19 protein-coding genes are annotated in these 26,977 nt (G+C 63.8%); 6 read left to right on the plus strand and 13 right to left on the minus strand.

Features of this window, described 5'->3' with window-relative positions; translation table 11 throughout:
- Positions 1 to 251 precede the first annotated feature (251 nt).
- A complete protein-coding gene (gene sepH / locus ACSSVG_RS00765; protein WP_231338971.1) occupies positions 252 to 1,604 on the plus strand; it encodes a septation protein SepH in 1,353 nt (450 codons plus the stop codon).
- Here the strand turns inward: sepH and ACSSVG_RS00770 are convergent.
- Genes ACSSVG_RS00770 through ACSSVG_RS00785 form a run of 4 tightly spaced genes read right to left on the minus strand, consistent with a single transcriptional unit; the run spans position 1,601 to position 7,041 of the window.
- Positions 1,601 to 2,353, minus strand: a complete 753-nt coding sequence (locus tag ACSSVG_RS00770; protein WP_231338972.1) for a thymidine kinase — start codon at positions 2,351 to 2,353, stop codon at positions 1,601 to 1,603. The genes sepH and ACSSVG_RS00770 overlap by 4 nt on opposite strands.
- On the minus strand, positions 2,346 to 3,575 hold the full coding sequence (locus ACSSVG_RS00775; protein WP_492416791.1) for an alkaline phosphatase family protein: 1,230 nt from the start codon (positions 3,573 to 3,575) through the stop codon (positions 2,346 to 2,348). The genes ACSSVG_RS00770 and ACSSVG_RS00775 overlap by 8 nt, the downstream gene beginning before the upstream one ends.
- Complete coding sequence (locus tag ACSSVG_RS00780; protein ID WP_492416793.1) at positions 3,572 to 4,297, minus strand: DUF5998 family protein; 726 nt, start codon at positions 4,295 to 4,297, stop codon at positions 3,572 to 3,574. The genes ACSSVG_RS00775 and ACSSVG_RS00780 overlap by 4 nt, the downstream gene beginning before the upstream one ends.
- Before the next feature lie 56 nt (positions 4,298 to 4,353).
- The gene (locus tag ACSSVG_RS00785; RefSeq protein WP_492416795.1) at positions 4,354 to 7,041 is read right to left on the minus strand and encodes a bifunctional acetate--CoA ligase family protein/GNAT family N-acetyltransferase; all 2,688 of its coding nucleotides are present in this window, start codon (positions 7,039 to 7,041) and stop codon (positions 4,354 to 4,356) included.
- Between the two features lie 55 nt (positions 7,042 to 7,096).
- Between ACSSVG_RS00785 and ACSSVG_RS00790 the strand changes: the two genes are divergently transcribed.
- Entirely contained in the window at positions 7,097 to 9,613 is a 2,517-nt protein-coding gene (locus tag ACSSVG_RS00790) for a DNA gyrase/topoisomerase IV subunit A (RefSeq protein WP_492416797.1), read from the plus strand.
- Between the two features lie 77 nt (positions 9,614 to 9,690).
- Here ACSSVG_RS00790 and ACSSVG_RS00795 read toward each other — a convergent pair whose 3' ends face one another.
- A complete protein-coding gene (locus tag ACSSVG_RS00795; RefSeq protein WP_231338977.1) occupies positions 9,691 to 10,074 on the minus strand; it encodes a VOC family protein in 384 nt (127 codons plus the stop codon).
- A 130-nt stretch (positions 10,075 to 10,204) separates the two neighbouring features.
- On the opposite strand from ACSSVG_RS00795, the gene ACSSVG_RS00800 reads away from it, so the two are divergent.
- Positions 10,205 to 10,723, plus strand: coding sequence for a DinB family protein (locus ACSSVG_RS00800; RefSeq protein ID WP_231338978.1), 519 nt, complete (start codon positions 10,205 to 10,207; stop codon positions 10,721 to 10,723).
- A gap of 9 nt (positions 10,724 to 10,732) precedes the next feature.
- Here ACSSVG_RS00800 and ACSSVG_RS00805 read toward each other — a convergent pair whose 3' ends face one another.
- Genes ACSSVG_RS00805 through ACSSVG_RS00820 form a run of 4 tightly spaced genes read right to left on the minus strand, consistent with a single transcriptional unit; the run spans position 10,733 to position 17,849 of the window.
- On the minus strand, positions 10,733 to 11,743 hold the full coding sequence (locus tag ACSSVG_RS00805; RefSeq protein ID WP_492416800.1) for a GNAT family N-acetyltransferase: 1,011 nt from the start codon (positions 11,741 to 11,743) through the stop codon (positions 10,733 to 10,735).
- A 9-nt stretch (positions 11,744 to 11,752) separates the two neighbouring features.
- On the minus strand, positions 11,753 to 15,145 hold the full coding sequence (gene cydD, locus ACSSVG_RS00810; protein WP_492416802.1) for a thiol reductant ABC exporter subunit CydD: 3,393 nt from the start codon (positions 15,143 to 15,145) through the stop codon (positions 11,753 to 11,755).
- A gap of 7 nt (positions 15,146 to 15,152) precedes the next feature.
- On the minus strand, positions 15,153 to 16,232 hold the full coding sequence (gene cydB / locus ACSSVG_RS00815; RefSeq protein ID WP_492416804.1) for a cytochrome d ubiquinol oxidase subunit II: 1,080 nt from the start codon (positions 16,230 to 16,232) through the stop codon (positions 15,153 to 15,155).
- An 18-nt stretch (positions 16,233 to 16,250) separates the two neighbouring features.
- Positions 16,251 to 17,849, minus strand: coding sequence for a cytochrome ubiquinol oxidase subunit I (locus ACSSVG_RS00820; RefSeq protein WP_231338982.1), 1,599 nt, complete (start codon positions 17,847 to 17,849; stop codon positions 16,251 to 16,253).
- A 279-nt stretch (positions 17,850 to 18,128) separates the two neighbouring features.
- On the opposite strand from ACSSVG_RS00820, the gene ACSSVG_RS00825 reads away from it, so the two are divergent.
- Both ACSSVG_RS00825 and ACSSVG_RS00830 read left to right on the plus strand, forming a co-directional pair.
- Complete coding sequence (locus ACSSVG_RS00825) at positions 18,129 to 18,515, plus strand: BlaI/MecI/CopY family transcriptional regulator (RefSeq protein WP_011774471.1); 387 nt, start codon at positions 18,129 to 18,131, stop codon at positions 18,513 to 18,515.
- 5 nt (positions 18,516 to 18,520) lie between these two features.
- Entirely contained in the window at positions 18,521 to 19,507 is a 987-nt protein-coding gene (locus ACSSVG_RS00830) for a M56 family metallopeptidase (RefSeq protein ID WP_492416807.1), read from the plus strand.
- Positions 19,508 to 19,907: 400 nt separating this feature from the next.
- On the opposite strand, the gene ACSSVG_RS00835 is transcribed toward ACSSVG_RS00830, so the two are convergent.
- On the minus strand, positions 19,908 to 22,016 hold the full coding sequence (locus ACSSVG_RS00835; protein WP_231338984.1) for a DNA gyrase/topoisomerase IV subunit B: 2,109 nt from the start codon (positions 22,014 to 22,016) through the stop codon (positions 19,908 to 19,910).
- Positions 22,017 to 22,272: 256 nt separating this feature from the next.
- Between ACSSVG_RS00835 and ACSSVG_RS00840 the strand changes: the two genes are divergently transcribed.
- A complete protein-coding gene (locus ACSSVG_RS00840; RefSeq protein WP_231338985.1) occupies positions 22,273 to 22,494 on the plus strand; it encodes a DUF7455 domain-containing protein in 222 nt (73 codons plus the stop codon).
- A gap of 168 nt (positions 22,495 to 22,662) precedes the next feature.
- On the opposite strand, the gene ACSSVG_RS00845 is transcribed toward ACSSVG_RS00840, so the two are convergent.
- The 3 genes from ACSSVG_RS00845 to ACSSVG_RS00855 all read right to left on the minus strand — a co-directional run bounded on the left by ACSSVG_RS00845 (position 22,663) and on the right by ACSSVG_RS00855 (position 26,945).
- The gene (locus ACSSVG_RS00845; RefSeq protein WP_231338986.1) at positions 22,663 to 23,976 is read right to left on the minus strand and encodes an RNA polymerase sigma factor; all 1,314 of its coding nucleotides are present in this window, start codon (positions 23,974 to 23,976) and stop codon (positions 22,663 to 22,665) included.
- Between the two features lie 243 nt (positions 23,977 to 24,219).
- Positions 24,220 to 25,479, minus strand: a complete 1,260-nt coding sequence (locus ACSSVG_RS00850) for a DUF4192 domain-containing protein (RefSeq protein ID WP_492416810.1) — start codon at positions 25,477 to 25,479, stop codon at positions 24,220 to 24,222.
- A 98-nt stretch (positions 25,480 to 25,577) separates the two neighbouring features.
- Positions 25,578 to 26,945 carry an MFS transporter gene (locus ACSSVG_RS00855; protein WP_492416812.1) on the minus strand — a complete coding sequence of 456 codons (1,368 nt, stop codon included), beginning with the start codon at positions 26,943 to 26,945 and terminating at the stop codon, positions 25,578 to 25,580.
- Positions 26,946 to 26,977: the final 32 nt, after the last annotated feature.

The following is a 26,977-nucleotide window of genomic DNA, read 5'->3' on the forward strand; positions in this document are numbered from 1 at the left end:
GGTGGATCCCGGCGGTACGTCCGCCGCCGGTGTAAGTGCGCAACGCCGGACGCCCCGGATTTGTGCCCGATATCGGCCAGATTGTCCTCCCACGGTTTGGAAAAGTCCATAGTCCCTGCCTTGGCCCGAAAGTACTCCGGATCACGCCGCTTTCACCGGAATATCACGGCACGCCCTCGTTCCTAGTAGGAAAACACCCCGACGGGTGGCAGAGTTTCGAATGTCAGTTATGCCATGTGGTGGAGGGTGTTATGCAGGATCTACGACTGGTAGGCGTCCACGACGACGGCGGGCATCTGCTATTGAGCGGCCCCGGCGGTGCGATGTTCCAGCTTCCGATCGACGAGGCTTTGAGGGCCGCGGCGAGCCGGACCCCTGCCCAAGTGGCGGCCCGTGCGTCAAACACACCCATCGCCATGTCTCCCAGGGATATCCAGTCCAGGATCCGCAGCGGAGCTACGGCTGCGGAAGTCGCGGAACTGTCAGGTCTCCCCCTTGCCAACGTCCAGCGTTACGAAGGCCCGGTCCTCGCGGAGCGTGAGTACGTGGCCCGCCAAGCACGGAACATCGAGGTTGCCTCCCCTGCCCCCGGCCACGACATCTATCGCTCGGCGTTTGGCGACAACCCGGCCACCCTGGGCGAAATGGTGGACCACAGGCTCGCTGCCCACGGTATCGATTCCTCCACGGTCGAATGGGACTCGTGGCGCCGCCCCGACGGTTCCTGGACCGTCGTCGCACGTTTCGAAACCGTTCCTGGCACCCACGGGAGCATCGGCGAGGAACCTCCCGCCATGTGGACCTTCAGCCCGCAGCGCAAGTCATTGCAGAACGCCAACCGCTGGGCCCAGCAGCTCAGTGAACTCGAACCGTTGGATGGACCTGTCCCAGCCCGCAGGCTTGCGGCCGTCTCGGACCGGCCTTTCGACTTTGAATCGGACGCCGAAACGGCCGCCCGCGCCTCGGCGAAAGAATCGGACAGCCTCCTGGAAATGCTCCGTTCGCGTCGCGGCCAGCGCCTGGGCGTGGACGAGGATGCGGACGACGCCCTCGCTGTCCTGCTGAGCAATGTTCCCGCCGCCCACCCGCGGCCGGGTGAGGAACTGGATGAAATCCACGAGGAACCCGCCGCCGCAGACCCCGAACCAGCCACGCCTGTTGCAGAAGAAGCTCCTCGCAAGGACGGGCGGCCGTCCATGTTGTCCCGGCTGAGCCTGGCGCCCCGGCACTTCGAGTCACACGACACTGACGACGACGATTCGCTGAAGCTCCACGACGGCGTCAGCACGGAGACCCGCGAAATCACCGTAGTAGCCAGCCCGCTTCGTCCGGTTACGTCCCTGTCGGGCCGCAAGCCCGCTGGGCTTGACGAACTCCTGGGTGGCGGCAGCGCGCCCCGCGCCGAGGGTGAACCCGTGCGCGGAGAATCCCTACGCGGGGAATCCTTGCCGGAAGACCACAAGGACGGCACACCGGCGGATGAGTCCAAGGACTCCGACGTTTCCAAGGACATTGACGCACCTGCGGAACGTCAGCCTTCAAGGCCAAAGAGGTCCAGCATCCCCAGCTGGGACGAGATCGTTTTCGGAGCCCGCGGAGACTAGCTGGAGGCTTGGCTGCGGTGAAGCTCCCCCGCACCCGGCCATAGACAGGCATCAATGTCGAACGGCAGCGGCTGGTCTGCTCCGGCCATCAGGTTGGCGCCATGCGCCGTGACGCGACGCATGTAGTGGCGCCGGCACAATGTCTCATAGCCCACGACGGTTTCATCTCCCACGGCACCCGTATCCGGGATCCCGGAGGCTTCGTCGTCGTCGGCAGTGGGAGCTACGTCGCCCACCATTACCTGCTCGCCTTCCACCACCATGATGCCGTTCAACGTACGGGCGTTCTGCGTTGCCCGGCGGCCACACCAGCACAATGCTTCCACCTGCAGCACCTGGACTTTGTCGGCCAGCTCAATCAGCCGCTGCGAGCCAGGGAACAGCCTGGTGCGGAAGTCGGACGTGATGCCGAATGCGAAGACGTCCACTTCCATCTCATCCACCACGCGGGCCAGCTGCTCCACTTGGGCGGGCGAATAGAACTGCGCTTCATCGCAAATGAGGTAGTCCACACGGAGTCCGCTGGTGCGACGGACCACCACTTCGTCCCAAAAGTCAGTGCAGCGCTCAACCTCAACGGCGTCGGTTTGCAGGCCAAGCCTGCTGGAGATCGTCGAGTCCCCGGCACGGTCGTTGCAGCTGAAGCGGACCCCTCCACGGCCCCTTGCGCGGTGGTTGTGGTCCATCTGCAGGGCCAGGGTGGACTTACCGCAGTCCATGGTGCCTGAGAAGAAAACCAGCTCAGCCACGTTTGCCCTTCTTTCCTGCGGCGGGGAAGCACAGCAAGGGAACTTCGCGCTCGGCTTTGGTCAACGAGCCGTGTTGGCCCACTACCTCCAGCGATGTGGGCCGGGCACGGCGGGTGTCATAGAGCGCCAAGGTGTCGCGGGCGGCGATCATGACGTCGCCGATGCGGGGTGCCACTTCCGGGCGGACCGCACCGAACAACCCGGCGTCCACGGCCTGGTCCCGGGTGAAGGCCCAGATCCGTTCGCCAAAACGACTGCGCCAGGCAGCGATGAGGGCGGCCCGGTGTGCCTCCGTGGCGTCAGGCTCAAGGTAAAGATGCACCATGCGTGGCTCGCCGGCAGTGTGCCGGACTCCGGCCACCAGCGATTCGTCAGCGGAGTAGTCGATCCGCTGGGATTCGGGAACATCCAGCATGCCGTGGTCACCGGTGAGCAGGATGGTGGTGCCTGTCGGCAGCGTTGCGGAGAGCCTTTTCACAGTGGAGTCGAGTTCTTCGAGCTGGTGTTCCCACCGATCCGACTGGCAGCCGTAGCGGTGGCCGGCTTTGTCCAGCTCATTGACGTAGAAATACATCAAGGAGCGGCCGCCACCGGACATTGCTTCCGCGGCCGCGGCCGTACGTGCATGCAGCGTGGTGCCGCCAACAAAGCGGCTCCCCCGGAGCGCGGCTTGCGTCATGGGTGAGTTGCCGAACTGCGGCAGGCTGACTGTCACGACGTCCAGTTCTGCCGCGAGGCGTTCAAAGATGGTCGCATGGGGCTGCCATTTCACCGGGTCCACCTGTGAGTCCCAGTTTCCCAGGAGGTTGACTACCTTGTCCTGCGCCGGATCAAGGACGTCATAGCCCACCATGCCATGTTGCCCGGCCGGCAAACCGGTGCCCAGGCTCGCGAGGGACGCGGCCGTTGTGCTGGGGAATGCCGAGTCGATCCACTGCGGGGTGTTGCGTTGCCCGTCAGCGAGAACTGAGCGGAGGAATGGCGTGTGGGAGACCTTCGACTTGAGAAGGTTCCGGCCCAAACCATCGGCCAGGACAACACAGACGCGCTTCGATGACGGCAACTGGAGGTGGTTGGTGAAGCCGGGCACGCCAAGCGCTGCTGCGGAACTTGTGAAAACTTCCGCGATGGATTTGCTCCCGAACAGCGGTGCCGAGGGAACATCGGTCGCCGACGCACTCCCGGACGAGGCGTCTCCGTGCCCCTGTGCGGTTTCCCTCAACGCTGGTGTCCGCGGCTCAGGCGGTTGCTGAAGACGCCCGAACGCGGCCGTGGAGCGGGGATGCTGGGGTGCTGGACAGGAGTGGGATTACCCGTATTGACGGCGCGTAGGGCGCGGGCAAAGAGCTTGGCATCCTGGACCGCCTGCAGTCCATCTGCTTCAGCGCTGATGCGCAGCACAATGTCTTCCTGCGCGATGGTTCCGCTGTAACCGTGGTCGGCCTCGCATTGGGGGTCTCCGCAACTTGCCGGCCCCATGTCCAGGCGCTGCCCGCCGGACCACGCGATGGAGACCGTGAGCTCCCGGACAGGATCGGAGGGCTTGTAGTCCTGGGGTTGGGAGTACATGTAGCTCAGGACCACCGAGCGGATCTGTGCCACCGGTACGGACTCCGTGGAAATCTGCGCGACGATCTGCTCGCCGGCTTCATCCAGCTGCTGGTCGTCAACATGGGTGATCACCAACATGTCTTCGGTGAGCACCAACACGGTGATATGCCTGCGGACCTCGGCGCGGTCGAAGTGTGTCTCCAGATGGACCAGGTGGGAAAGGCACTCCCGGCCGTCCAGGGCGTCGTCGACGACGTCGGCCACCAACCGCGGGTAAAACCCTGCCTGCTGCAGCGCCTGGTCCAGGCTCTGCCCCTGCGAGCTGTGGTTGTGCGCTGTGTGGTGCCCGGTGTTGGACGGGCGTGATTGAGGCGTCGGAGACTGGGTGCTCATTCCCCCATTTTCACAGATCGCTTGATGACTTCCTAACCGCCTGCTCCGCCCTGTGGCTAACTTCGCATGGCACGGCGAGCGCTGTCGGTACGCTGCGCGGCATTGCCGATCCAGACCTCGGCGCCGAGGATTGTGGCGCCTGAGGGACCGGCCAGGACGGGATTGAATTCCACGAGTGCAATTCCCGGGTGGTCATCCTTCAACTTGGCGAGCCTGGAGGCGATGTCCTCCAAGGCGGCCACATCCACGGCAGGCAGCCCTTGGTAACCGAACAGCTTCCGGGAGGCCCTCGGCGAACGGATGACGTCATGCAGGTCCGCAGCCGAGAGCGGCGGGACCCGGTGGGCCCAGTCGTCCAGCAGGTTTACTGCATCGCCTGCCAATCCAAAGGAAAGCACAGGTCCCAACAACGGATCCTCCATGGCGCGGAAGGTGCAGGCCTGTCCCACCGGAGCCATGGCCTGAACCTCAAGCGACGGTGATCCGTAGGGTTCCAGCGCGCGCCGCATCTGGGCAACGTTCTGGCGCAGCGACTCAGCGTCCTGGATGTCCAGCCGCACACCGCCCAGGTCCAGTCGGTGCCGGAGCGCAGGATCGGTGGTCTTCAGGACCACGGGCCAGCCCACTGAGTCCGCCGCTTGCACCGCTTCATCCGGGGTGCCGAATCCAAGCGTTGGCACCACCTTGATTCCGTAACCCGCAAGCAGTGCCGCGGCAGCACCGGCGTCGAGCTTCCTGATCTTTTCGCCGGTGACACCGGCCAGCATTGCCGTCAGCGCTTCCCGGGTGCCATCCACGTCGCAGCCGTCCGGTTCGACGAACAAGCCCTGGTCCCTGTCACGCCACTGGGCATAGCCAACAATCGCGGCCAACGCTGCCACTGCGGCGCCGGCGTTCGAGTAGCACGGAAGCACGGGGCTGCCCGCAGCACCTAGCATCCCTTCCACATGCATGGAGGGGTCAAGAATTCCGGTGAAGGCCGCAACAACCGGCTTTCCAGCCTCCGCTGCACATTCCGCCAGGACACCTGCCAACGCTTCCACCGTGAGCCCGCGGGCAGGGAGAAGGGCGGCAATCACCGCGTGGACGGAGTCGTCGGCGAGGCTTTCCATGAGGCTGTTCCGAAGTGCCGGGAGCGCAAGCGACATGCCGGCGTCGAGGTCAACCTCCGTCACCAAGCGGCTGACGTCCAGTCCAAGGGGTCCTGCGCTGTCTGCCACCACTTTTCCGAGGGCTACCGAGTTGGAATAGACGGCGACGCCGGGGCCCTGCGGCAGCGCCTGGGATGAAACGATCTGGGCGATGTCCATGAGCTGTTCAATGGTCTCAACCCGGATGACGCCGGCCTGGCGCATCATGGCATCCACTGCGGCGGCAGGCGCCTGGGTGGTGCGCACTTCATGTCCGGGGGGCAGGCTCAGGCCCGTCACGTCCGACTTGGCAACGATCACCGGCTTGCTCCGGGACAACCGACGCGCCAGGCGGGAAAACTTACGGGGGTTACCGATGGACTCCAGGTACAGGCCCACGGCGGAGGTATCGGCGTCGTCCTCCCAGTACTGCATGGCGTCGTTGCCGGAAACGTCGGCGCGGTTTCCGGCCGAGAGGAACGAGGACAATCCGAGTCGTCGGCGGCTGGCTGCCGCATACACGGCAATGCCCACAGCGGCCGATTGGCTGAACAGGCCCAGGCTCCCCCTCGGCGGCATGGTGGGCGCCATGGATGCATTGAGGGATACGGACGGGTGGGTGTTGAGTATTCCGAGGGACTCCGGGCCGATCACCCTCATGCCGTTCGCCCTCGCGCGGCGCACCAACTCGTGCTGGCGCGCGAGGCCCCGCTCGCCGTCGTCGGCAAAACCGGCAGTGGCCACCACTATGCCCTTGACGCCTGCGGCAGCGCAGTCGTCCACCACCTTGGGTACTTCCTCGTAGGGCACCGCGATGATGGCCAGCTGGACCGGACCTGGAATTTCCGACAATTTTCCGAAGGAGACCATGCCGGCAAGTTCGAACGCCTCAGGGTTGACGGCGTAGACCGGACCCGTGAAGCCACCTTCGATGATGTGCTCGAGCAATTGATACCCGACAGTTCCCCACTTGCGGCTGGCCCCAATAACGGCCACCGACGACGGCGACAACAAGTCGCGCACGCTGCGCGCCTCCGCGCGGTGCTCACGGGACTCCATCACGGCCCTGGATTTCTCCGTGGGGTCGATGTTGAACTCGACGCTCACCACGCCATCGTCGAATTGCCGGGTGAGGTCATAACCGGCGTCGGCAAAGACCATCAGCATCTTCCGGTTATCGGGAAGGACCTCGGCGGTGAACCGCCGGATGCCGTTCTCGCGGGCAGCAACGGCAAGGTGCTCAAGCAGGATGGAGCCGATCCCGCGGCCCTGGTGGGCGTCCGAAATGTTGAAGGCGACTTCAGCCTCGTCCGGATCATCCAACCGGTCGTAGCGGCCAATACCCATGATTTCGCCGCCGATGGTGATCACGAAAGCCACGCGGTTGATGTGGTCAACTTCGGTGAAGCGCCGCACTTCCTTGCCCGAGAGCCGGGGTTTGAAAGAAAAGAACCGCATGTAGATCGAAGCCTGCGATTGGCCCGCGTGGAACGCCTGCAAGGCGTCGCCGTCCTCGGGCCGGATGGGGCGAAGGTGGGCTGTCCCGCCATCGCGCAGCACGACATCGGCCTCCCAATATTCCGGATAAATGCCAACGCCGGGCTGATCCACCATAGGCTTAGCCTAGCTAAAACATCCGCAGTACGACTTTCAAGGATTCACCGACCCCATGGCCCGCAGCCAATCTTCCGCACGCAAAGCCGAGCCCCTCGGCGATTTCACCGAGAACATCGTCGATATTGACGTCACTTCCGAGATGGAAGGCTCCTTCCTGGAGTACGCCTACTCAGTGATCTATTCGCGTGCCCTCCCGGACGCACGCGACGGCCTGAAGCCTGTCCAACGGCGCATCCTGTACATGATGGCCGACATGGGGCTGCGCCCTGACCGTGGACACGTCAAGAGTGCCCGCGTCGTGGGCGAGGTCATGGGTAAGCTCCACCCGCACGGAGACGCCGCGATCTATGACGCCATGGTGCGTATGGCACAGGACTTCTCCCTGCGCCTGCCGCTGATCGACGGACACGGCAACTTCGGCTCGCTCGACGACGGCCCGGCAGCACCGCGTTATACCGAGGCGCGCCTGGCGGCCGCTGCGCTGACAATGACGGATCATCTCGACGAAGACGTAGTGGACTTCGTCCCCAACTACGACAACCAGCTGACCCAGCCTGACGTCCTCCCGGCCGCATTCCCCAACTTGCTGGTGAACGGCACCACCGGCATCGCGGTGGGCATGGCCACCAACATGGCGCCGCACAACCTCGTTGAGGTCATCGCCGCCGCCCGCCATTTGATTGCCAACCCTGACGCCACCCTTGAAGACATCATGAGGTTCGTCCCGGGGCCCGACCTCCCCACTGGCGGCCGCATAGTGGGCCTGGACGGAATCCGCGACGCCTATGCCACCGGCCGCGGTTCCTTCAAGACCCGCGCCAAGGTGGAGGTGGAACAGCTTTCCGCACGACGCACGGGCCTGGTTGTCACCGAGCTCCCCTACATGGTGGGCCCGGAAAAGGTCATCGAGAAGATCAAGGACGCCGTCAACGCCAAGAAGCTGACCGGCATCAGCGATGTGGTTGACCTGACGGACCGCAACCACGGCCTTCGCTTGGTCATTGAGCTCAAGAACGGCTTCAACCCCAACGCCGTCCTCCAGCAGCTGTACCGGTACTCGCCCATGGAAGACTCCTTCGGGATCAACAACGTGACGTTGGTGGACGGCCAGCCGCAGACGCTGGGCCTCCTGCAGTTGCTGCAGGTGTACGTCGAACACCGCCTGAACGTTGTGCGCCGGCGTACCTCCTTCCGCCTGGGCAAGAAAAAGGACCGCCTCCACCTGGTGGAGGGCCTGCTGATCGCGATCGTGGACATCGACGAGGTCATCCAGGTCATCCGGTCCTCCGATGAAGCCTCGGCAGCGCGTGAGCGGCTGATGTCCATTTACGACCTCACCGAGATCCAGGCCAACTACATCCTGGAACTGCGGCTGCGGCAGCTGACCAAATACTCCCGCCTTGAACTGGAGAAGGAGCAGGACGAGCTTCGCCGTGAAATCGAAGCGCTCGAAGCCATCCTTGCTTCGGATGAGCTGCTTCGCGATCTTGTATCCGGTGAGCTGGCCGTTATCGCCGAGAAGTACGGCACGCCCCGCCGCACTGTGCTCCTCGAATCCGAAGCGGTCTCCCCCACGGTGGCTGCGGCCCTCGCGGCAGCCACCCCTGGTCCCAAGGGCAAGGCCGCCGCGCTGCCCCTTGAAATTCCGGACGACCCCTGCTGGGCACTGCTCAGCGTTTCCGGCCAGATCGCCAGGACGTCCAACCAGGAACCCTTGGCCGAAGCAGGGCCGCGGGCCAAGCATGATGTCTTCCGGTCGGTCGTTAAAACCACTGCCCGCGGCGAGATCGGTGCCGTCACTTCCCAGGGCCGCATGCTGCGCCTGCAGGTGATGGACATGCCCACCCTCCCGCCGGTCTCCGGCCTGCCGAACCTCGCCGGGGGCGTGCCGGCGAAGGACTTCATCACGCTGGTCAAGGGTGAAACCCTGGTGGCGTTCGTTCCCCTGGATGCAATCCTGGCCATTGGCACGGTCCAGGGCGTCGTGAAACGTGTGCAGCCGGACTACCCGCTGAACCGCGAGGACTGGGAAATCATCGCCCTGAAGGACAAGGATTCAGTCCTCGCCGTTGAACCGGCACAAGAGGACGACGTCGATCTCGTCTTCGTGACAAGGCAGGCGCAATTGCTCCGGTTCAGCGCCTCCAACGTCCGGCCGCAGGGCCGCACGGCGGGTGGCATGGCCGGCATCAAGCTGGCCGCCGGCGATGATGTGATCCACTTCGGTACCGTGCGCGCCAACGATCCTGCCGCCGTCGTGGTGACCATTGCCGGCACCAATGGCGCCCTGCCCGGCACGGCACCAGGAACCGCAAAGGTCACAGCCTTCGACGAGTACCCAGCCAAGGGGCGGGCCACCGGTGGAGTGAGGGTGCACCGCTTCCTGAAGGGCGAGGACACATTGCTGATGGCATGGGCCGGGCACGGACCCGCCAAAGCATCATCCGCGGCCGGGGTTGCCAGGGCGCTTCCGCACGAGCACGGCCGTCGGGATGGCTCGGGCGTGCCGTTGTCACAGCCGGTAGAGGCGATTGGCCCGAGCATGGCGTGGACAGAGACCGCCGGGTAATCAGCAGTGCACGGCAAAGGCCGGGGCTGGACACTCCGGCCTTTGCTGTTGCCGTGGCCTGCGGGCCACCGCATGGGCTAGCCGTTGTGGTTGAGGCTCAGAATGTTTCCCTCGCTGTCCAGGAACCATGCTGCAGCGCTGCCGTCAGGCATCGTGGCGACCCCGTCCTCGGTCTTCAATCCAGGGAAGTCGTAGTCTTCAAACGTGACTCCCTTGCCGCGGAGCTCCTCCACTGCGGCCTTGACATCGCTGACCATCCAACCCATCTGGGTGTTCTTCGCCGACCCGGCGTTGGGGGTCTGGTACACGAAGAATCCCGTTCCATCGCCGCACCTGTATTGGAGGTTGTCGTCGGCGTCCGGATTTTCGGGTTCGAGTCCGAGTTTCTCGCTGTAGTACGCGCGGGCCCGGGCGATGTCCTGTGCCGGTAGGACGGCACCAACCTGCTGATCCTTGAGCATGTTCTTCTCTTTTCCGGCTCTCCCCCCGGAACGAACTTTACTCTTGGGCGGGCAGGTAAGTAATTGGAAAACGACACCATATTTCATCGTCTGCAAAGGGGTCCGGGGCGGATCGGCTTAGACTGGCCGCATGCCGATCATCCCTGATGAAAAAGACTGGACCTGGGTACTGTCCGAACCCTGCCCCGAGTGCGGGTTCGACCCTGCCACGGTGACTCCTTCCACGGTGCCGGGCACGGTCTTGAACATGCTTCCACGGTGGAGGGCTGTCCTCCGCCGCGAGGATGCAGCTGTGCGGCCCAATGACCACACGTGGTCCAACCTGGAGTACGCCTGCCACGTCCGTGATGTCTTCAGCTTGTTTGACCAACGTTTGAACCTGATGCTGACCGAGGACGACGCCCGGTTTGCCAATTGGGACCAGGACCAGGCCGCCATCGACGGAGAATACGGTTCGGCAGATCCCCGGACCGTGGCCGACCAGCTGGAGGCCGAGGGCCAGGAAATCGCCGAGTCGTTCGCCCGCGTGGTGGAGGATGATTGGCAGCGCTCCGGAACGCGGAGCAACGGGTCCTCGTTCACTGTGCTGACGTTCTCGCAGTACTTCCTTCACGATGTTGTCCACCATCTTCATGACGTGGATGGCTAGGAATCCCGGCTAGAGCATCTTCTCCCACGTCATGCTGCGGTTCACCGGCGTATAGCCCATGCCGAGGTAGAGTTCCTGTGCCCCGGTGGGGTTGGCGGAGTCCACATCCAGTGACGCTACGTCCATTCCGGCGTCGATGTACCTTCGCATGGCGTCGGCCAGCAGTGCTTGGGCTATGCGACGGCCGCGGAGGGCGCGCCGCACACCCAGGAGTTCGGTGTAGCCCTCCTTGAATCCGCGATCGGATGCCGAATGGGGGTCGAAGCTGGTCAGCTGGTACCCGGCCACCTCCCCCGTAGCGGAGTCGAGAACCACCGCGCTGAGATCGTGCCGCGCTGTGGGCTCCTCGATGGTGAAGCGCCACGATTCTTCGTCCCTGGGCTCGCTCCCCCAGTGGTCCCGGAAAGCATCGTTGTGCGCTTGGCGTACCGGCTCGAAGAGCGTGGGATCCAAGGTCCTCAGTTCCAGCCCTGCACCCAGCGGGACTTCCGGCAGACCTGCCGACAAGGGTCGGTGCATCTCATTGAACCAGCGCACCGTACCGTAGCCGTGACCCAACAAGAGCGTGGCCTGGTGATCGTGCTGCTCTTCAGTTTGGACGCGGAGCCGGGGTGGGGCGGTGGTGTGCCCGGCTGCCTGGTCGGCCTGGAACCGCCTGCGGACCTGCTCTTCCTGCCACACCAGGACAGCGGAGCCGATTCCGCGTTGTTGCCATTCGGGATCGACACACGCCATGCCCGTGGCTTTGTCGCCCCTGGGGTTTTTGGAGATCCGCCCGTAAGCACGAGCAGTTCCCCCGGAGTCCAGGCCCAGCAGCGTGCTCGTCCGGGGCGGATTCTTACTGGACTCCAGGATGTGGATCAGGTCGCCGCGCTTTTCGTACCACGCAGGATGTTCGACGGCGGCAGTCCGGGCAATCAGTCCGGCCCAGTTGTCGAGGTCTTCCATGGTGGCTGGCCGCCACTGCAGTCCGGTGGCGTCGGCGTCAGGCAAGGCTTGGCTTGGGGCTTCGAAAGACATGCCAACAGGCTACTGAGGGGTAGGCCTTCCCACCAGCTCCGGCGCGCCCACGGCTGGGTAAGCAGCGGGCCGCGCTGCAGGCAGCTCAAGTCGCGCGTCTGCCGGATCGATGTCTTCGGGGTTATGCGTCACCAGGACTACAGTGACGTCCTTGAGCCCTTTGCGGAGGATGGCCATCATTTCCCGTGCCGAACCGGCATCCAGGTGCGCGGTGGGCTCATCGAGCAACAAGACTGAGGCTCCGGTCAAGAGCGTCCTGGCCATCGCCAGCCGCTGCCGTTCGCCGCCGCTGAGGAAGGAGCCGCCAGGGCCGATGCGGGCGTCCAGCCCACCTGGCAATGCGGCCACCACCCCGTCGAGTCCGACGTCGGCCAAGGCCTTGCGCATGTCGTCCTCACTGGGTTTCGCTCCGGCCGGGCGGCTCAGCAAGAGGTTTCCCCGGATAGTGGAGTCGAAAAGGTACGCCTCCTGGGGGCACCATGCCGCCGCGCCTGTCAACTTGGCACTTCCTTGCGCAAGGGGCAGGAAGCCCAGCAGTACGGACAGTAGCGTGGTCTTTCCCGCGCCCGAGGGTCCGGTCACTGCAAGCCAGCGGCCCGGCCCGGCTTCGGCCGTGAGGCCGGCGAAGGCGTTCGGACCCCCGGGCCAGGCGGCCGCCGCGTCGTTCAACTCAAGTCCCACTTTGCCATCGCGATCCGGGAGCGGCTGCGGGCCGCCGTCGGGCGTTTCGGCACGGTCAACTGCGGCAGGAGCGTCCAGCGCACCTGATTCTGCCACCCTCCCGAGGACAGCTGCGAGCGCCGGGGCTTGTCGTACGGCCGAGACAATACCGCCGAAGGCGTCCACCAAGGCGAGCTGCATCAGGACGACCACTGCCACGAGTTCGGTGGCAACCGAACCGTTGGCAACCGAGGGAGCGCTGAGGGCACCTGCCCACAGGGCTCCCAATGAGCAAGCCAGGACGATCACCGATTGGCCGAGGCCTTCAGCCCATGCCGAGCGTTGGGCGGAGAGTGTGGCTGCCCGATCCTTGGTGCGCAGGTCCTTGAGGAGCGGCCCGGCCACACTGTTGGCCGTCAGTTCGGCCCGGGCATCCAATGCTGCAGCAACGCCACGAAGTACCGCGGAGCGCATTTGCTGTTCGGCCCTGGCCGCGTTCCTGTCAGCCAGGACGGCAAGGAGCGGGGCAAGGGCAAGGCCCGCCACTGACGCCACCACCACGGCGGGAAGCGCTGCGGGCAGAATGATGGCGGTGGCTGCGATCGCTGCTCCGCCGACGCCCACTGCGGTCACTGGGGGAAGCACTACCCGCGGTAGGAGGTCCCGGAGGGTGTCGACGTCATCGACGACCGAGCCCAGCACGTTGCCGCCGTGGAGGAGGCGCCTCAGGGACAGTGCCCTGCGGCTCAGGGTTGCCCACAGTGCTCCGCGGAGATGGGTCATGGCGGCGAACACGGCGTCATGGGTGAGGAGCCGCTCGCAATAGCGCAGCACGGCCCTGCCGATGCCAAAGAACCTGACGCCCACGATTGCGCCGAGCAGGTAAAGGATGGGAGGTTGTTCGCTTGCCCTGATGATCAGCCAGCCGGACAAACCGGACAACGCCACGGCGAACAGGGCGGCCAGGACTGCAACTGTGCCAGCTGCTGCGAACTTCCACTGCACGGGCTTCAGTATCACCAGCAGGCCCTTCAGGCTGCTGGTCTTTGCGGCGGGGTTCATGACGGGGTGGACCACAGCAGCTGCATCACGGGCTGCGGCTGAGTCCGTGGTGTTCCTGGCGCGCACCAGTGGAACCTCAGGCCCGGCCTCATGGCGCTTGCTTCCAATGGGCACCAGGTGCTCGGCGAGCGCACGGGTGTCGGCATCATGGGCCACAAGGATCACGGTGACGGTGCCCCGCAGCGTTTCGATGGCGTTGCGGACCGCCCCCGCTGAGTAGTGGTCCAGGTGTGCCGTGGGTTCGTCCAGCAGCAGGACCGTGGCCCCGGCTTCCACCCTTGCCAGGCCCCGGGCAAGGGCAACCCGGCGCAGTTCGCCGGGACTCAATTCGGCGGGATTCCTGGCTGCCAGGTGTTCAGCTTTTGCCTTCTGAAGGACACGTGTGACTGCCTCGGTGACGTCGCCTTGGTACCCGTCGAGGTACAGCTCCATCTCTTCCTGGACCGTTTCTGCTGCGATGACGGGGTGTTGCGGCACCCATGCCACAGCCCCGGATCCTGTCACGGTTCCCGTGACGGCAGCGTCCGGCCCTGGTCCGATGAGTCCGGCGAGGACGCCCAAGACGGTGCTCTTCCCGGCGCCGCTGTCGCCGTCGAGGGCTGTAATGCTGCCCCGTGGGGCAGTAAAGCTGAGGGGCCCGACGGCGGCCGCGGACCTTCCTCGATAGGTCACCGACAGTCCGCTCACCACAAGGTCGGCTGAGGCTGTGCTCGAGGGGCCACTTGCATGCAGTGGTTGGTGGGCCGGTGCCTCCAACACGGCGTTGGTGGTTTCCAAGGCTGCCCGGCCGTCGTCGCTGGCGTGGTGGGCTGTGCCCAGCTCCCGCAGTGGCAGGTAGCAGTCGGGGGCGAGGATGAGCGCCAGCAGGCCGGCTTCGAGGGCCATGTCGCCTGCCACCAGCCTGACACCGATGAACACGGCAACCACGGCTACGGAAATCGTCGCAATAAGTTCGAGGGCAAGCGCAGAGAGGAAAGCGGTCCGGAGGGTGCCCATGGTCTTGCTTCGGTACTGCTCCGAGATATCTTCCAATGCTGCGCGCTGTTCACTGGCGCGCCCCAGGCCCACCAGCACCGGCAGGCCCTTGGCCAGCTCAAGGATGTGGCCGGAGAGCTTGCGGAGGGTGGTCTGGGCGTCGCGGACGCTGTCCTCGGTGTGCCGGCCGATCAGGACCATGAACAGTGGCACCAAAGGAACGGTCAGGACGATCACCACGGCGCTGACCCAGTCGGCAAACAGGATCCTGGCCCCGATCAGCAGCGGCACCGTGGCGCAGTTCACCAGGGCGGGCAGGTATTGGGTGTAGTAGTCGTCCAGTGCGTCCAAGCCCCGCGTCGCGAGGATCGCCAGGCCGCCGTCGTTCATTCCCGCTACCGGCGACGGGCCTCCGTCGGCCAGCGAGCGCCTCAACAGCTGCGCCCGCAGCTCCTCCTTGACGCCCAGGGCTGCATGACGGGAGGCGATGCCCTGGCCCCACACCGTGAGTGACCTCAGGACAGCTCCCACAGCCCCCCAGATGAGTCCACAGTCCCAGTCTCCGGTTCCGGCAGCGAATCCTGCCAGCATCCCCGCCACGGCCTGGGCCATAAGGACAAGGGACAAGGCCTTGAGGGCAGAGAGCAGGCCTAGGGCGTAGAGCGCTGATCGCGTGGCGGGGCCGGACGGGAACACGGGCTTCATGGGGCGGCTAGTCTCCCGTTGTGTTGCTGGCGGACGGGCTGTCCTTTGCGATCAGGACCTTGGCAGCAATCGCGGGAAGGAACCCGTGGGCCTCTGGAATATGGGCCGCGCTGACACGTCGGCGGAACACCCAGTACGTCCATGACTGGTACGCAATCACCAAGGGCAGGCCAATGGCTGCAACGATGCTCATAAGGCCCAGTGTGTAATCCGACGACGAGGCGTTGGAGATGGTCAGGTTGAAGGCTGGATCAAGGGTGGAAGGAATGACGACCGGGAATGCTGCCCCGAAGATCGACGCCGTAGCGCAGACAATGAAGGCACCGAACGCACCGAACGCCCGCCCTTCGGACCCGGCCCGGGCCAACGTCCATGCCAGGACGACGGCCACTGCTGCGGCCGCCACCAGGGCCCAGGTCCACGGCTTGCCACTGAGGAACTGTACTGAAACCATCCATCCGAACATGGGCAGGACGGCAACGGGCGCCAGTCGCACGAACCATCGGCGGGCACGGTGCCGCACCTCGCCGTCGGTCTTGAGGGCAAGGAAGGCCAGGGCGTGAACCAGCGCGAACGCCACCACACCGAAGCCGCCCAGGAGCGCGTAACCGCTGAACCAGGACATCGGGCCGCCGATGCGGTCACCATTGGCATTCAGGGGAAGGCCCGTGGTGGTCAGGGCCAGGGCGGCGCCGATGCCGAAGGCTGCACCGAAGGACCCGACGGCGATGGCCCAGTCCCAGCGGTTACGCCACCGTTCCGAGTCCACCTTGCCGCGGTATTCAAACGCGACAGCGCGGAAGATCAGTGCTGCCAGGACGCAGAGGAGCGGCAGGTACAGCGCCGAGAACAGTGAGGCGTACCAGAGGGGGAAGGCCGCGAAGGTGGCTCCGGCTGCGGTGAGCAGCCACACCTCGTTGCCGTCCCACACAGGACCGATGGTGTTCAGCAATACCCGGCGGTCGGTGTTGTTACGGGCGAACAGTTTCATCAGCATGCCGACGCCGAGGTCAAAGCCCTCCAGGAAGAGATACCCCGTCCACAGCACCGCGATGGCCACGAACCAGATGGTTGGCAACAGTTCCATTGTCAGTTTCCTCTGCTTCTAGTAGGCGAATGCCAGGACGTCGTCGCCGGTCTTATCCGGCCCCGCATCGTTCTTGTCACTGTGGTCGGTGTCCTTGCCTTCGTCGGCGTGGGCCAACTCCGGCATGGCCGATGCCACGCCACCACGGATGTATTTGACCAGCAGCTTCACCTCGACCACCAGCAGCACGGCGTAGATGGCGGTGAGGACCACCAGCGAGGTCATGATTTCACCGGCACTGACTCCCGGGGAAACGGCGGCCGCAGTGAACATGAACACCTGGTCGATGCCGTTCATGTCCGGATTGGGGGCCACGACGAATGGCTGCCGGCCCATTTCGGTGAAGATCCAGCCCGCTGCGTTGGCTCCGAACGGTGCAAGGATGCCGAATACAGCGAGTCGCATGAGCCATTTCGACCGGGGTACCACGCCTTTGCGGGTCACCCAGAGTGCCAGGAGGGCCGCAAAGGCAGCGATTCCGCCGAAACCGATCATCATGCGGAAACCCCAATAGGTAACTTCCATGACTGGCACATACTGGATTTCCTGTCCGGCGCGGTCGCCGTACAGCGGGTTGTCCGGGAGGTGGGTTCCGTACTTTTCCTTGTACTCTCCCAGCAGGCTGTTGACGCCCTTTACTTCGGTCGTGAAGTCGCCCTTGGCGAGGAAGGAAAGGATGCCGGGTACTTCGATGACGGCCACAATGTCATCGCAGTTGGTGGCGCCGAGGTTGCCGACGCTCAGGACCGAGAATCCGGTGCCGTCGTGGCAGGCAGCTTCGGCTGCGGCCATCTTCATGGGCTGCTGTTCGAACATCAGCTTGCCCTGCAGGTCACCGGTGATGGCGGTGCCTGCGAAGGAGATCATGGCAACGACTGCACCGATCCTGAGGCTCTTCATCCACACCGTGTAATCGGACTTGTCCCGACCGGGGATCGCGGCTTCGCCGGGAACCAGCCTGCCGTCCTTGCCCACGACGTCGATGCCGTCGTGCCGGCGGCGCCACAGGTGGTACCAGGCGATGCCCAGGAGGAACGCACCGGCAACGGCGAGTGCGCCAAAGAGCGTGTGAGGTACGGCTACCAGGGCTGTGTTGTTGGTGAACACCGCCCATGCGTCGGTCATCACGGGCCGGCCGTCCACCATCTCCACGCCAACGGGGTGCTGCATCCATGAGTTGGCCACGATGATGAAGTAGGCGGAGAAGACCGAGCCGATGACGGCGATCCACAGGCAGGCCAGGTGAACACCGCGTTTGAGTTGCTTCCAGCCGAAGATCCATAGTCCAAGGAATGTCGATTCAACGAAGAATGCGAGCAGTGCTTCGAGGGCCAGAGGCGCGCCGAACACGTCGCCGACGAACCGGCTGTACTCACTCCAGGCCATACCGAACTGGAACTCCTGCACGATGCCCGTAGCCACACCCATGATGAAGTTGATGAGGAACAACTTTCCCCAGAACTTGGTCATCCGCAGATATTCGGGCTTGCCCGTGCGGTACCAGATGGTTTGCATGATGGCCACCACCAGACCGAGGCCGATGGTGAGGGGAACCATCATGAAGTGGTAGACGGTAGTGATACCGAATTGCCAGCGTGCGATTTCCAAGGCGTCCATGGCTGTCCTTTGTGCGGTGGACCGAAGTACGATGACTTACTTCTACGTCACGTAGAAAACTTCTCTTCTACACAGTGTAGAACAAATGGCGGGCGACGAATCCCATTCTTCAAGTGGCGTCACCCACGCGCAAGGGTTCACATCCGGGCGCGGCGCGCCGATAGTTCTACCTCACGTAGAATGAAGGTCTGAAAAGCGGTAGATTTATTGTGGAATGTTGGATCATCGCTCCCGGCAGCAGCCACCCTGCACCGGGAAGCGGAAGGTAGGGACGTATAAATGGCAAGTCTTGGGGAACTGGAACGGGCAGTGATGGATCTGCTCTGGGCAGGCCAGGAGGCTGCAACCGCCAATACACTGCGTGATCTTCTGGCGCAGGATTCCGAAGCCGGCGACGGCACCGCGGGTCATCAAGGCAAGGATCTGGCCGTGACCACGGTCCTGACTGTACTTTCACGCCTGGAGAAGAAGGGCCTGGTGGAGCGCGAACGTGGAACGCGTCCGCACCGCTACCAGGCAGTTTCCAGCCGCGCAGACCACACCGCCGAGCTGATGCACGAAGTCCTGGGCTCCGCCCCGGACCGCGAGGCCGTACTGGCCCGTTTCATTGGTTCCGTCACCGAAAGTGAAGCCGCTACCCTGCGCAAACTGCTCGGCTACAATTAGCCACTATGTTCTGGACCTCATACCTGCTTGCGGTCCTGGCATTGATTCTGGCGTGGCCGGTACCTGTTTTGCTTTCGCGCGCGCAGTGGCCGGCACGATCCCCCTTCACGGCCATGGTCCTGTGGCAGGCGATAGCCCTTGCCGGTGGCTTGTCCATGATTGGCGCCATGCTCGTCTATGGCCTCGAACCCATCGGCGAGAACCTCATTGCAGGACTCAAGAGCCTGGCCGGGATGGTTTTCAACAACGAACCCACTACGGCGCTGGGATTCTGGCACCTGTTCGCATTGTCCGCGGCGGCCCTGCTCACCGCGCATCTGGTCTTCACCCTGCTGCTGACCTACTACAAAATTGAGCGCCAACGGCGGCGGCACCGTGAACTTCTTGCCCTGCTTGCCTCACCCTCCGACGACGGCCCAGGGACCGTGGTGATCAACCACGACTCCCCCGTGGCCTACTGCCTGCCCGGAGGCGCCCGATCCGTAACGGTATTGTCCGACGGCCTCATGGCCGCCCTCGAACCCGCAGAACTCAGGGCTGTGCTCATTCATGAGAACGCCCATCTTTCCCAGCGCCACGACCTCCTGCTCTGGGCTTTCGCCGCATGGCGGCAGGCCCTGCCCTGGTTCCCCACCACGAGGCTGGCCCAGACGGCCGTGAACTCGCTGATCGAGATGCTGGCCGATGACGTCGCGCTCCGCACCGAAAGCAAGGGCACACTGATCAAGGCCATCGCGATCGTCGCCAGCGGAAACTCGCAGCCGGCCATCGGAGCCCCGGGGCTCAACGCCGGGGGTGCCGTCGTCGAAGGCAATACAGTCAGCGCCACCGGCGGTGCCGACTCGCCACGAACGACGGCGTCACGCGTCAGCCGACTACTCTCGCCGCAGCCTCCACTCACCAAGGGCCTCCGCGTGCTGGTCCTGGCGGCTTCGGCGCTCCTGCTGGCAGTACCAACGGCATTGTTGATCGTGCCGGGATTGTTGGGCTAGCCAAGTGACCGCGCAGCGAGCCACACGGGAAGCTGCTTCCCCGGCCTGCTTGCCATTGCAGTCGGAACACTGACGGCCGGCATCCTGCCGGGAGCCGGGTGGATCTACTGTGCCGCCGTCCTCATCGGCTTGGGCATCGGCGTGGCAACACCCCTTGCGTTTGCCCGCCTGGCGGATTCAACACCAACGGAACGGCTCGGGAGGACCATGGGCTCCGCCGAACTGCGACGTGAACTCGGCGACGCCGGCGGCCCGCTTCTGGTGGGCGGAGTTGCCGTTGCCGCGGGACTGCCCTGGGGACCCGGCGCTTTGGCGTTGGTGGTCGGAGCGGCGGCGTCTGCCGCCCCTCCTCCCGGACCCGCCCCAACCCCCGTCAGGCCGCTCCCGAGCCGCCCCGGCATTAGGCGTCGATACGCTCCCGGTCCAAGGTGGCAGCACCGGCGATGATGAACTCCTTGCGGGGCGCCACGTCCGAACCCATCAGAAGGTCGAAGACTTCCTCCGCCCGCTGCGCGCTTTCAATCCCCACCTTCCGCAGGGTCCGATGCCGCGGATCCATGGTTGTCTCAGCCAATTGCTGGGCATCCATTTCCCCTAGGCCCTTATAGCGCTGGATGGGCTCCTTGTAACGCTTGCCTTCCTTGGCAAGGTTGGCAAGAAGGACGTGGAGCTCGGCCTCGGAGTAGGTGTAAATCATCTCGTTGGCCTTCTGGCCCGGGTTGATCACTTCCACCCGATGCAGGGGCGGCACAGCCGCAAAGACGCGGCCAGCCTCAACCATCGGCCGCATGTAGCGGAAGAACAGGGTCAGCAGCAAAGTACGGATGTGCGCGCCGTCGACGTCGGCGTCTGTCATGAGGATGACCTTGCCATACCTTGCCGCGTCAATATCGAAGCTGCGTCCCGAACCCGCACCAACCACCTGAATGAGCGCGGCACACTCTGCGTTGGAGAGCATGTCTCCCACGGAGGCCTTCTGGACATTGAGGATCTTGCCACGGATGGGAAGCAGTGCCTGGAAGTCGGAGGAGCGCGCAAGCTTGGCCGTACCCAGCGCGGAGTCACCCTCAACGATGAACAGCTCGGAGCGGGCAACATCGTCGGTTCGGCAGTCGGCTAGCTTAGTGGGCATCGAGGAGGTTTCCAACGCGTTCTTGCGTCGCTGGGTTTCCTTGTGCACACGGGCCGAGATGCGCGATTTCATCTCGCTGACCATCTTCTCCAGCAGGAGCGCGGACTGGGCTTTGTCGTTGCGGTTGGCCGAATTCAGGCGTGCAGTGATCTCCTTTTCAACCACCTTGGCCACAATGGCACGAACCGCCGACGTGCCCAGGATCTCCTTGGTCTGCCCCTCGAACTGGGGTTCCGCAAGACGGACTGTCAGAACGGTCGTCAGGCCTGCAAGGATGTCGTCCTTCTCGATTTTGTCGTTGCCGGCCTTCAGCTTGCGGGCATTCGTCTCCACGGCCTTACGGAACGTCTTGAGCAGGGCGGCCTCAAAGCCGGACTGGTGGGTGCCGCCCTTGGGTGTGGCGATGATGTTGACGAAGCTTCGCATGGTGGTTTCGTAGCCAATACCCCAACGCAGGGCGATGTCCACCTCGCAGTCGCGTTCGACTTCGGCGATCTTGCTGTGCCCGTTTTCGTCCAGGACCGGAACGGTTTCCTTGAACTTTCCCGAGCCGTGAAGACGCCAAACGTCCGTCACTCCCGCGTCGGCGGCCAGGAATTCAACGAACTCGCTGATGCCGCCGTCGTGGTGGAACACTTCTTCATGCGCGCCGTGCTCCCCCGGCGTTCCAGCAAGCTTGCGTTCGTCACGGACCGTGATCTTCAGCCCGGGCACCAGGAAGGAGGTCTGGCGGGCACGTGCCGCCAGGTCGTCGTACGAGAATTTCGCGTCAGGCGTGAAGATTTGCCGGTCAGCCCAATAGCGAACGCGGGTTCCCGTCACACCACGCTTGGCCTTGCCCACAACGTCAAGCACCGAGTTTTCAACGAACGGCTCAAACTTTGCCTCAGGTCCCGGCTTGGACCCTGAATCCACGAACCGGCCGGGCTCACCCCGACGGAATGACATTTGGTAGGTCTTGCTTCCGCGATCCACCTGGACATCCAGACGGCTCGAGAGCGCGTTCACCACTGAGGCGCCAACGCCGTGCAGGCCGCCCGACGCCGTATAGGAGCCGCCGCCGAACTTGCCGCCGGCGTGAAGCTTGGTGAAGACAACTTCGACGCCGGAGAGGCCCGTTTTGGGTTCAACGTCCACGGGAATGCCACGGCCGTCGTCATGGATTTCCACGGAATTGTCTGCATGCAGGATCACCTTGATGTCGTGACCGAAGCCCGCCAAGGCTTCATCAACGGCATTATCGATAATTTCCCATAGGCAGTGCATGAGGCCGCGGGAGTCGGTGGAGCCGATGTACATGCCCGGGCGCTTGCGGACGGCTTCCAGGCCTTCAAGGACAGACAGGTGCCGGGCGTTGTATTCAGAACTCGGTGCCACTCGCGGTGTGCTCCTTCGGGGTATATCTCAGGGGTGTTTCCCAGCCGTGATCTTGCTGGTAATTCAAGGCAAACACTGCCCATACTAGGCTAGCCGCGAAGGCCGCCCGGCACTGGTTGCCACTCCCGCAGGAGCGCAACCTGCATGGTTACGTTACGCACATGTGATACGCGGACAGCGAAAGTGACCCATCCTTGCCATGGATCTGCATCGAATGCTGGTTATATGGATGTACAGAACTACTAAGGAGGCCGACATGACAACAGCAGTTGCAGACCGCACGCTGAACGCAGCTGACCGCTGTGATCGTTGCGGAGCCCAGGCGTACGTCCGCGTTGTACTCGAGTCCTCCGGCGGTGAGCTGCTCTTCTGCGGCCACCACGCACGTGCAGTTGAAGCCACGCTTCGGCCCATGACTTCCGACTGGCACGATGAGACCGAGCGCCTCAACGAGAAGGCTACCGTCCCCGCCGACTAGGCAGGGCAATCCGGGCACTGTCCGGAAAACCACTTTGAGCAGGTGATGAGGCTCCTCCCAACCGGGAGGAGCCTCATCGCGTTAAACAGGCCTACCCGGCGCGCGAACCTGGCACAACAAAACGGCCCAGCCGGAAGTCCGACTGGGCCGCATGTACATGCTGGAATTCTAGTCCAGGTAGTCCCTGAGGACCTGCGAGCGGGACGGGTGCCGCAGCTTGGACATGGTCTTGGATTCGATCTGGCGGATGCGCTCACGCGTCACTCCGTAGACCTTGCCGATTTCGTCTAAAGTCTTCGGCTGTCCATCGGTCAGGCCGAAGCGCATCGCAACAACTCCAGCTTCGCGCTCGGACAGCGTGTCCAGAACGGAGTGCAGCTGCTCCTGGAGCAGCGTGAAGCTGACTGCGTCAGCGGGAACAACAGCTTCCGAGTCCTCGATAAGATCGCCGAACTCCGAGTCCCCATCCTCGCCAAGCGGGGTGTGGAGGGAAATCGGCTCACGGCCGTACTTCTGGACCTCAACAACCTTCTCAGGCGTCATGTCCAGCTCCAACGCCAGCTCTTCCGGCGTTGGTTCGCGGCCGAGGTCCTGAAGCATCTGCCGCTGGACACGCGCCAGCTTGTTGATGACTTCCACCATGTGGACCGGAATACGGATGGTACGGGCCTGGTCAGCCATGGCACGGGTAATGGCCTGGCGGATCCACCACGTTGCATACGTGGAGAACTTGAATCCCTTGGTGTAGTCGAATTTCTCCACCGCACGGATAAGGCCCAGATTGCCTTCCTGGATCAGGTCCAGGAAGAGCATGCCACGGCCCGTGTAGCGCTTGGCCAGAGATACCACAAGGCGAAGGTTGGCTTCGAGCAGGTGGTTCTTGGCACGCTTACCGTCGTGGATGACGAATTCAAGTTCACGCTTGAGCTTGGGATCCATGGATCCGTCATCAGCGTTGATCTTTTCCTCTGCAAAGAGGCCGGCTTCAATACGGAGCGCGAGGTCGACTTCCTGCTCGGCATTCAGCAGGGCAACCTTACCGATCTGCTTCAAGTAGTCCTTGACGGGATCGGCCGTGGCGCCCGCAGACATGACCTGCTGGACCGGGGCGTCGTCGTCGTCGGCATCGGAGTAGACGAATCCCGATCCGGAAGGAGCCGGCTTATCCTTGGCGGCAGCGGCACCTTCCTCGGCGTCGTCTTCACCGACTTCGACTTCCTCCGCTGCTGCGGGATCAAAGTCTTCGTCCTCGGCATTGGCATCCTCGGCGTCGGAGCCAGAGGACGTGTTCGCGGCTTCAGCAGCGGCCTTCGCGCCGGGCTTGGGTCCACGCTTCTTGGGTGCCGGCTTGTCAGAGTCGCCCTCTGAGGCCTTGTTGGCAGCACGTGTCGCTGCGCGCTTTGCCGTTGTGGCCGCCTTCTTTTCCTCAGCGGACAATTCGGCCTGGGCGGCGGGTTCCTTCTCGACGGAAGACGGGGTCACAGAAAACCTTTCTAGCGGCGGTCTGTGGAATCACCATACGGGCAACACCACTATGACCCTGTCAAGTCCGCGATCAATTTCAAATGCGATCGCCGTCTGCAGAGCCACTATGTAGAACTCCCGACGACACTGTATTGTTCCCGTTTCCGGGCCAATGCAGGCATTCGAACGCGGACCCAACCGGGTCTCGGCATCCATTGTCTCACGGTTTTGCGAAACCCACGCCTGATTACTGCGGAACGGCTATGCGTTGGCGTCCTTGTAGCCCCGCCATGCAGAGCCGGGCTGTCGGGCCCAGGGACAGACCGCGCCCCGGCCCAGGACTTCCATGAGGAGTCCGGCCAGGCGGTAACCCGGTTGGGCAGCCTCCGCCTGGATAAGGGAGGCATGGGCCATGGAACCGCTTCCCTTACACCAGGAAATCCAGCCCTGAAGGGTGAAGGCCGCTGCCGCCACCTCCCCTGATTCCCCTTCCACGCACAGCCCGGCGAGGACCTGCTGCAGTTGATCAAGATGGTTCCAGGACGGCTTGTCCGGCTGCATCCCCAATAAGATGTCTCCATAGGTGAACACATTTCCCGGCGCGTTGGAATCCTCAGGCCCTGGAACTGGAGGGGCGACTCCATGGGTCGCCACGCCCAGTTCGCGGGGATCGAACACCGTCGCATCGGTGTCATCAGCAGTGAACAGTCCGAAGGCGTGTGCACCGGATTTTGCCGATTCAATACCGGCGGCCGCCATGACCACCACTGCGTCCCGCCAGGCAGGGACCTTCAGGGTTGTCCTGAGGAACCCCATGAGCTCAGCATCCGGTCCAGGATGCAACGGCCCGTTTGGGCCGGCCACGTCCAGAACATGCTTCCAGACGGCAAGGACGGCCTCCAGGCAGCCTTCACTGCGCCACATGCCGAGAATTCGCTCTCCGTATCGGGACTCCGCCTCAAGCACCAGGGGATCAAGCGCTCCGGCCCTGGTGAGCTTGGGTATTCCGGGCTTGCCCTTTGGCGACGGCCCAAGAGCGCTTCCCCGGTACACCAACTCAGCACTCAACCGGCTGTCCTTAATGCGGGCCACCGGAAGTCCTGGCAGCGGACAGCACCCTTCATCCGAACAGTAAGCGCTGCGCCAGTACTCGGTCCCGACAAGCCACGCATCCCGCATGGGCATGCCAACCCGCTCCAAGTCCTCTTGCAATGCTTTGAGCATGGGCATCATGCGGTGGACCACATCGCCGTCCTCCCAGCCGGCATCGGTGTAGACCGCAAGCACTACGCCGTCGGCCTCCTCATCCGCCTCCAGGTACCTGCGGATCTGTACGGCAAAGCAGGCCAGGGCCTGAGCCGTTGTTCGGGACGGGAGATCAACGCGAAGCGTCGCGCCCAGAACATTTCCCTGCATGGTGATGGCGACCAAGCTGTCTTCCGGCCAATAGCCCAGCGTGTACGGGATGTAGCCAAGGATGTCTTCGGGTTGGTGGATGCTGAGTGTTTCGTTGGTGGTCATGCTTCCAGCCTGCGTAGGTGCGGCCGGGCCAAACAGGGACCATCCTGCCTATGTGGAAAAGCACCGGGAGAAAGTCCCTGGACGTGGTGTCGTGCAGGCTAACGGCCGCCGCGCCGGTCTTCGATGGCATCTGCACGCGCAGAGCGGCGCCGCTCTATCCGGTCGCGGCGTTGCTTGGCGAGGGTCGCCGCCAAGGGAGGAACATGGATTCCCTGCGCAGCCATCTGCCGCCGGACCTGGCGCCGGGTCACGAGGATAAGTACGGTACCGAGGCCGAGGAGGATGAACTGCACGCTGAGGGCTATGCGGAAAGGCGCAAGTCCATACAAATCGCCACCGGAGAAACCGCTGGCGTTCAAGAGATCCAGAACCAAGCCGATGAGATAGATCGCAACAAGGGCCGCAATGAAGCCACCCACGTTGACGATGCCGGTTGCTGTCCCGATTCTGTGCGACGGATTGAACGTCCGGGCGAAATCGAAACCGATCATGGACCCGGGCCCGCCTACAGCCAGCACCACCACCAGGATCACCAGCATCCACAGCGGGGCGCGGTCCGGGAGGAGGAGCACAGCCGCCCACGCCAATGCCGTGGCCAAAGTGATGAGGAGGACCATCGCAGACCGTCGCATCGGATGCTTTGATACAAAGCGGCCAAAGCCAGGGCCGGCAATGATGGCGGTGGCCACGAACAGTGCCATCAGGGCTGAGACTGTCCCGGCATCCAGGCCCTGCGCTGACAGGAGGAACGGGTAGCCCCAGGTCATCGCGAAGAGGTTCCCGCTGAACTGCACTGTGAAATGGCTCCATAAGCCCAGCCGGGTTCCCGGTTGTTTCCAAGCACGTGACAGCGAGACACCCGTGGCCCTCAGGCCCTGGCCGGTTTCCTTTGGCGGGTGCCCTGGAGGCGCATCCCGCAGCAGTGCCAGGACCAACACCACGGCCACCACGGACATGGACGCCAGCGTCAGGAATGCCGGAGTCCAGCCGGCGGTGTGGAGAAGCAGGGCAAACGGAACCACGCTGAAGAGTTGTCCCAGTTGGCCGCACATTCCGGTGAGCTGCGTCACCAAGGGCACTTTGGCCGGGGCGAACCATAAAGGAACCAGCCGGATCACAGAGATGAAGGTCATCGCGTCCCCGGCCCCAACAAGCACCCGGCCCAACACGCCCCCGGGAACACTGTCCGCGAAAGCAAGCTGTAGCTGACCAAGCCCCATCAACACGGCGCCCCCGGCTATCATCGCGCGGGAGCCGAACCTGTCCACCAAAACGCCCACCGGAATTTGCAGGCCCGCGTAAACCAAGAGCTGCAGCACCGTGAAAAAGGAGATGGCGGCCGCACTCGCATGGAAGCGTTCAGTGGCTTCCAAACCGGCCACGCCAAATGAAGTCCGTTGCGCCACGGCCACCAGGTAAGCGAGCACGCCGATCGTCCAGATCAGCCAGGCGCGGGGAGCATTCACCCCCCAATTATGCCCCGCGCCGGATCAAAGAT

This window comes from Paenarthrobacter sp. E2MeOHC11, from assembly GCF_058744955.1.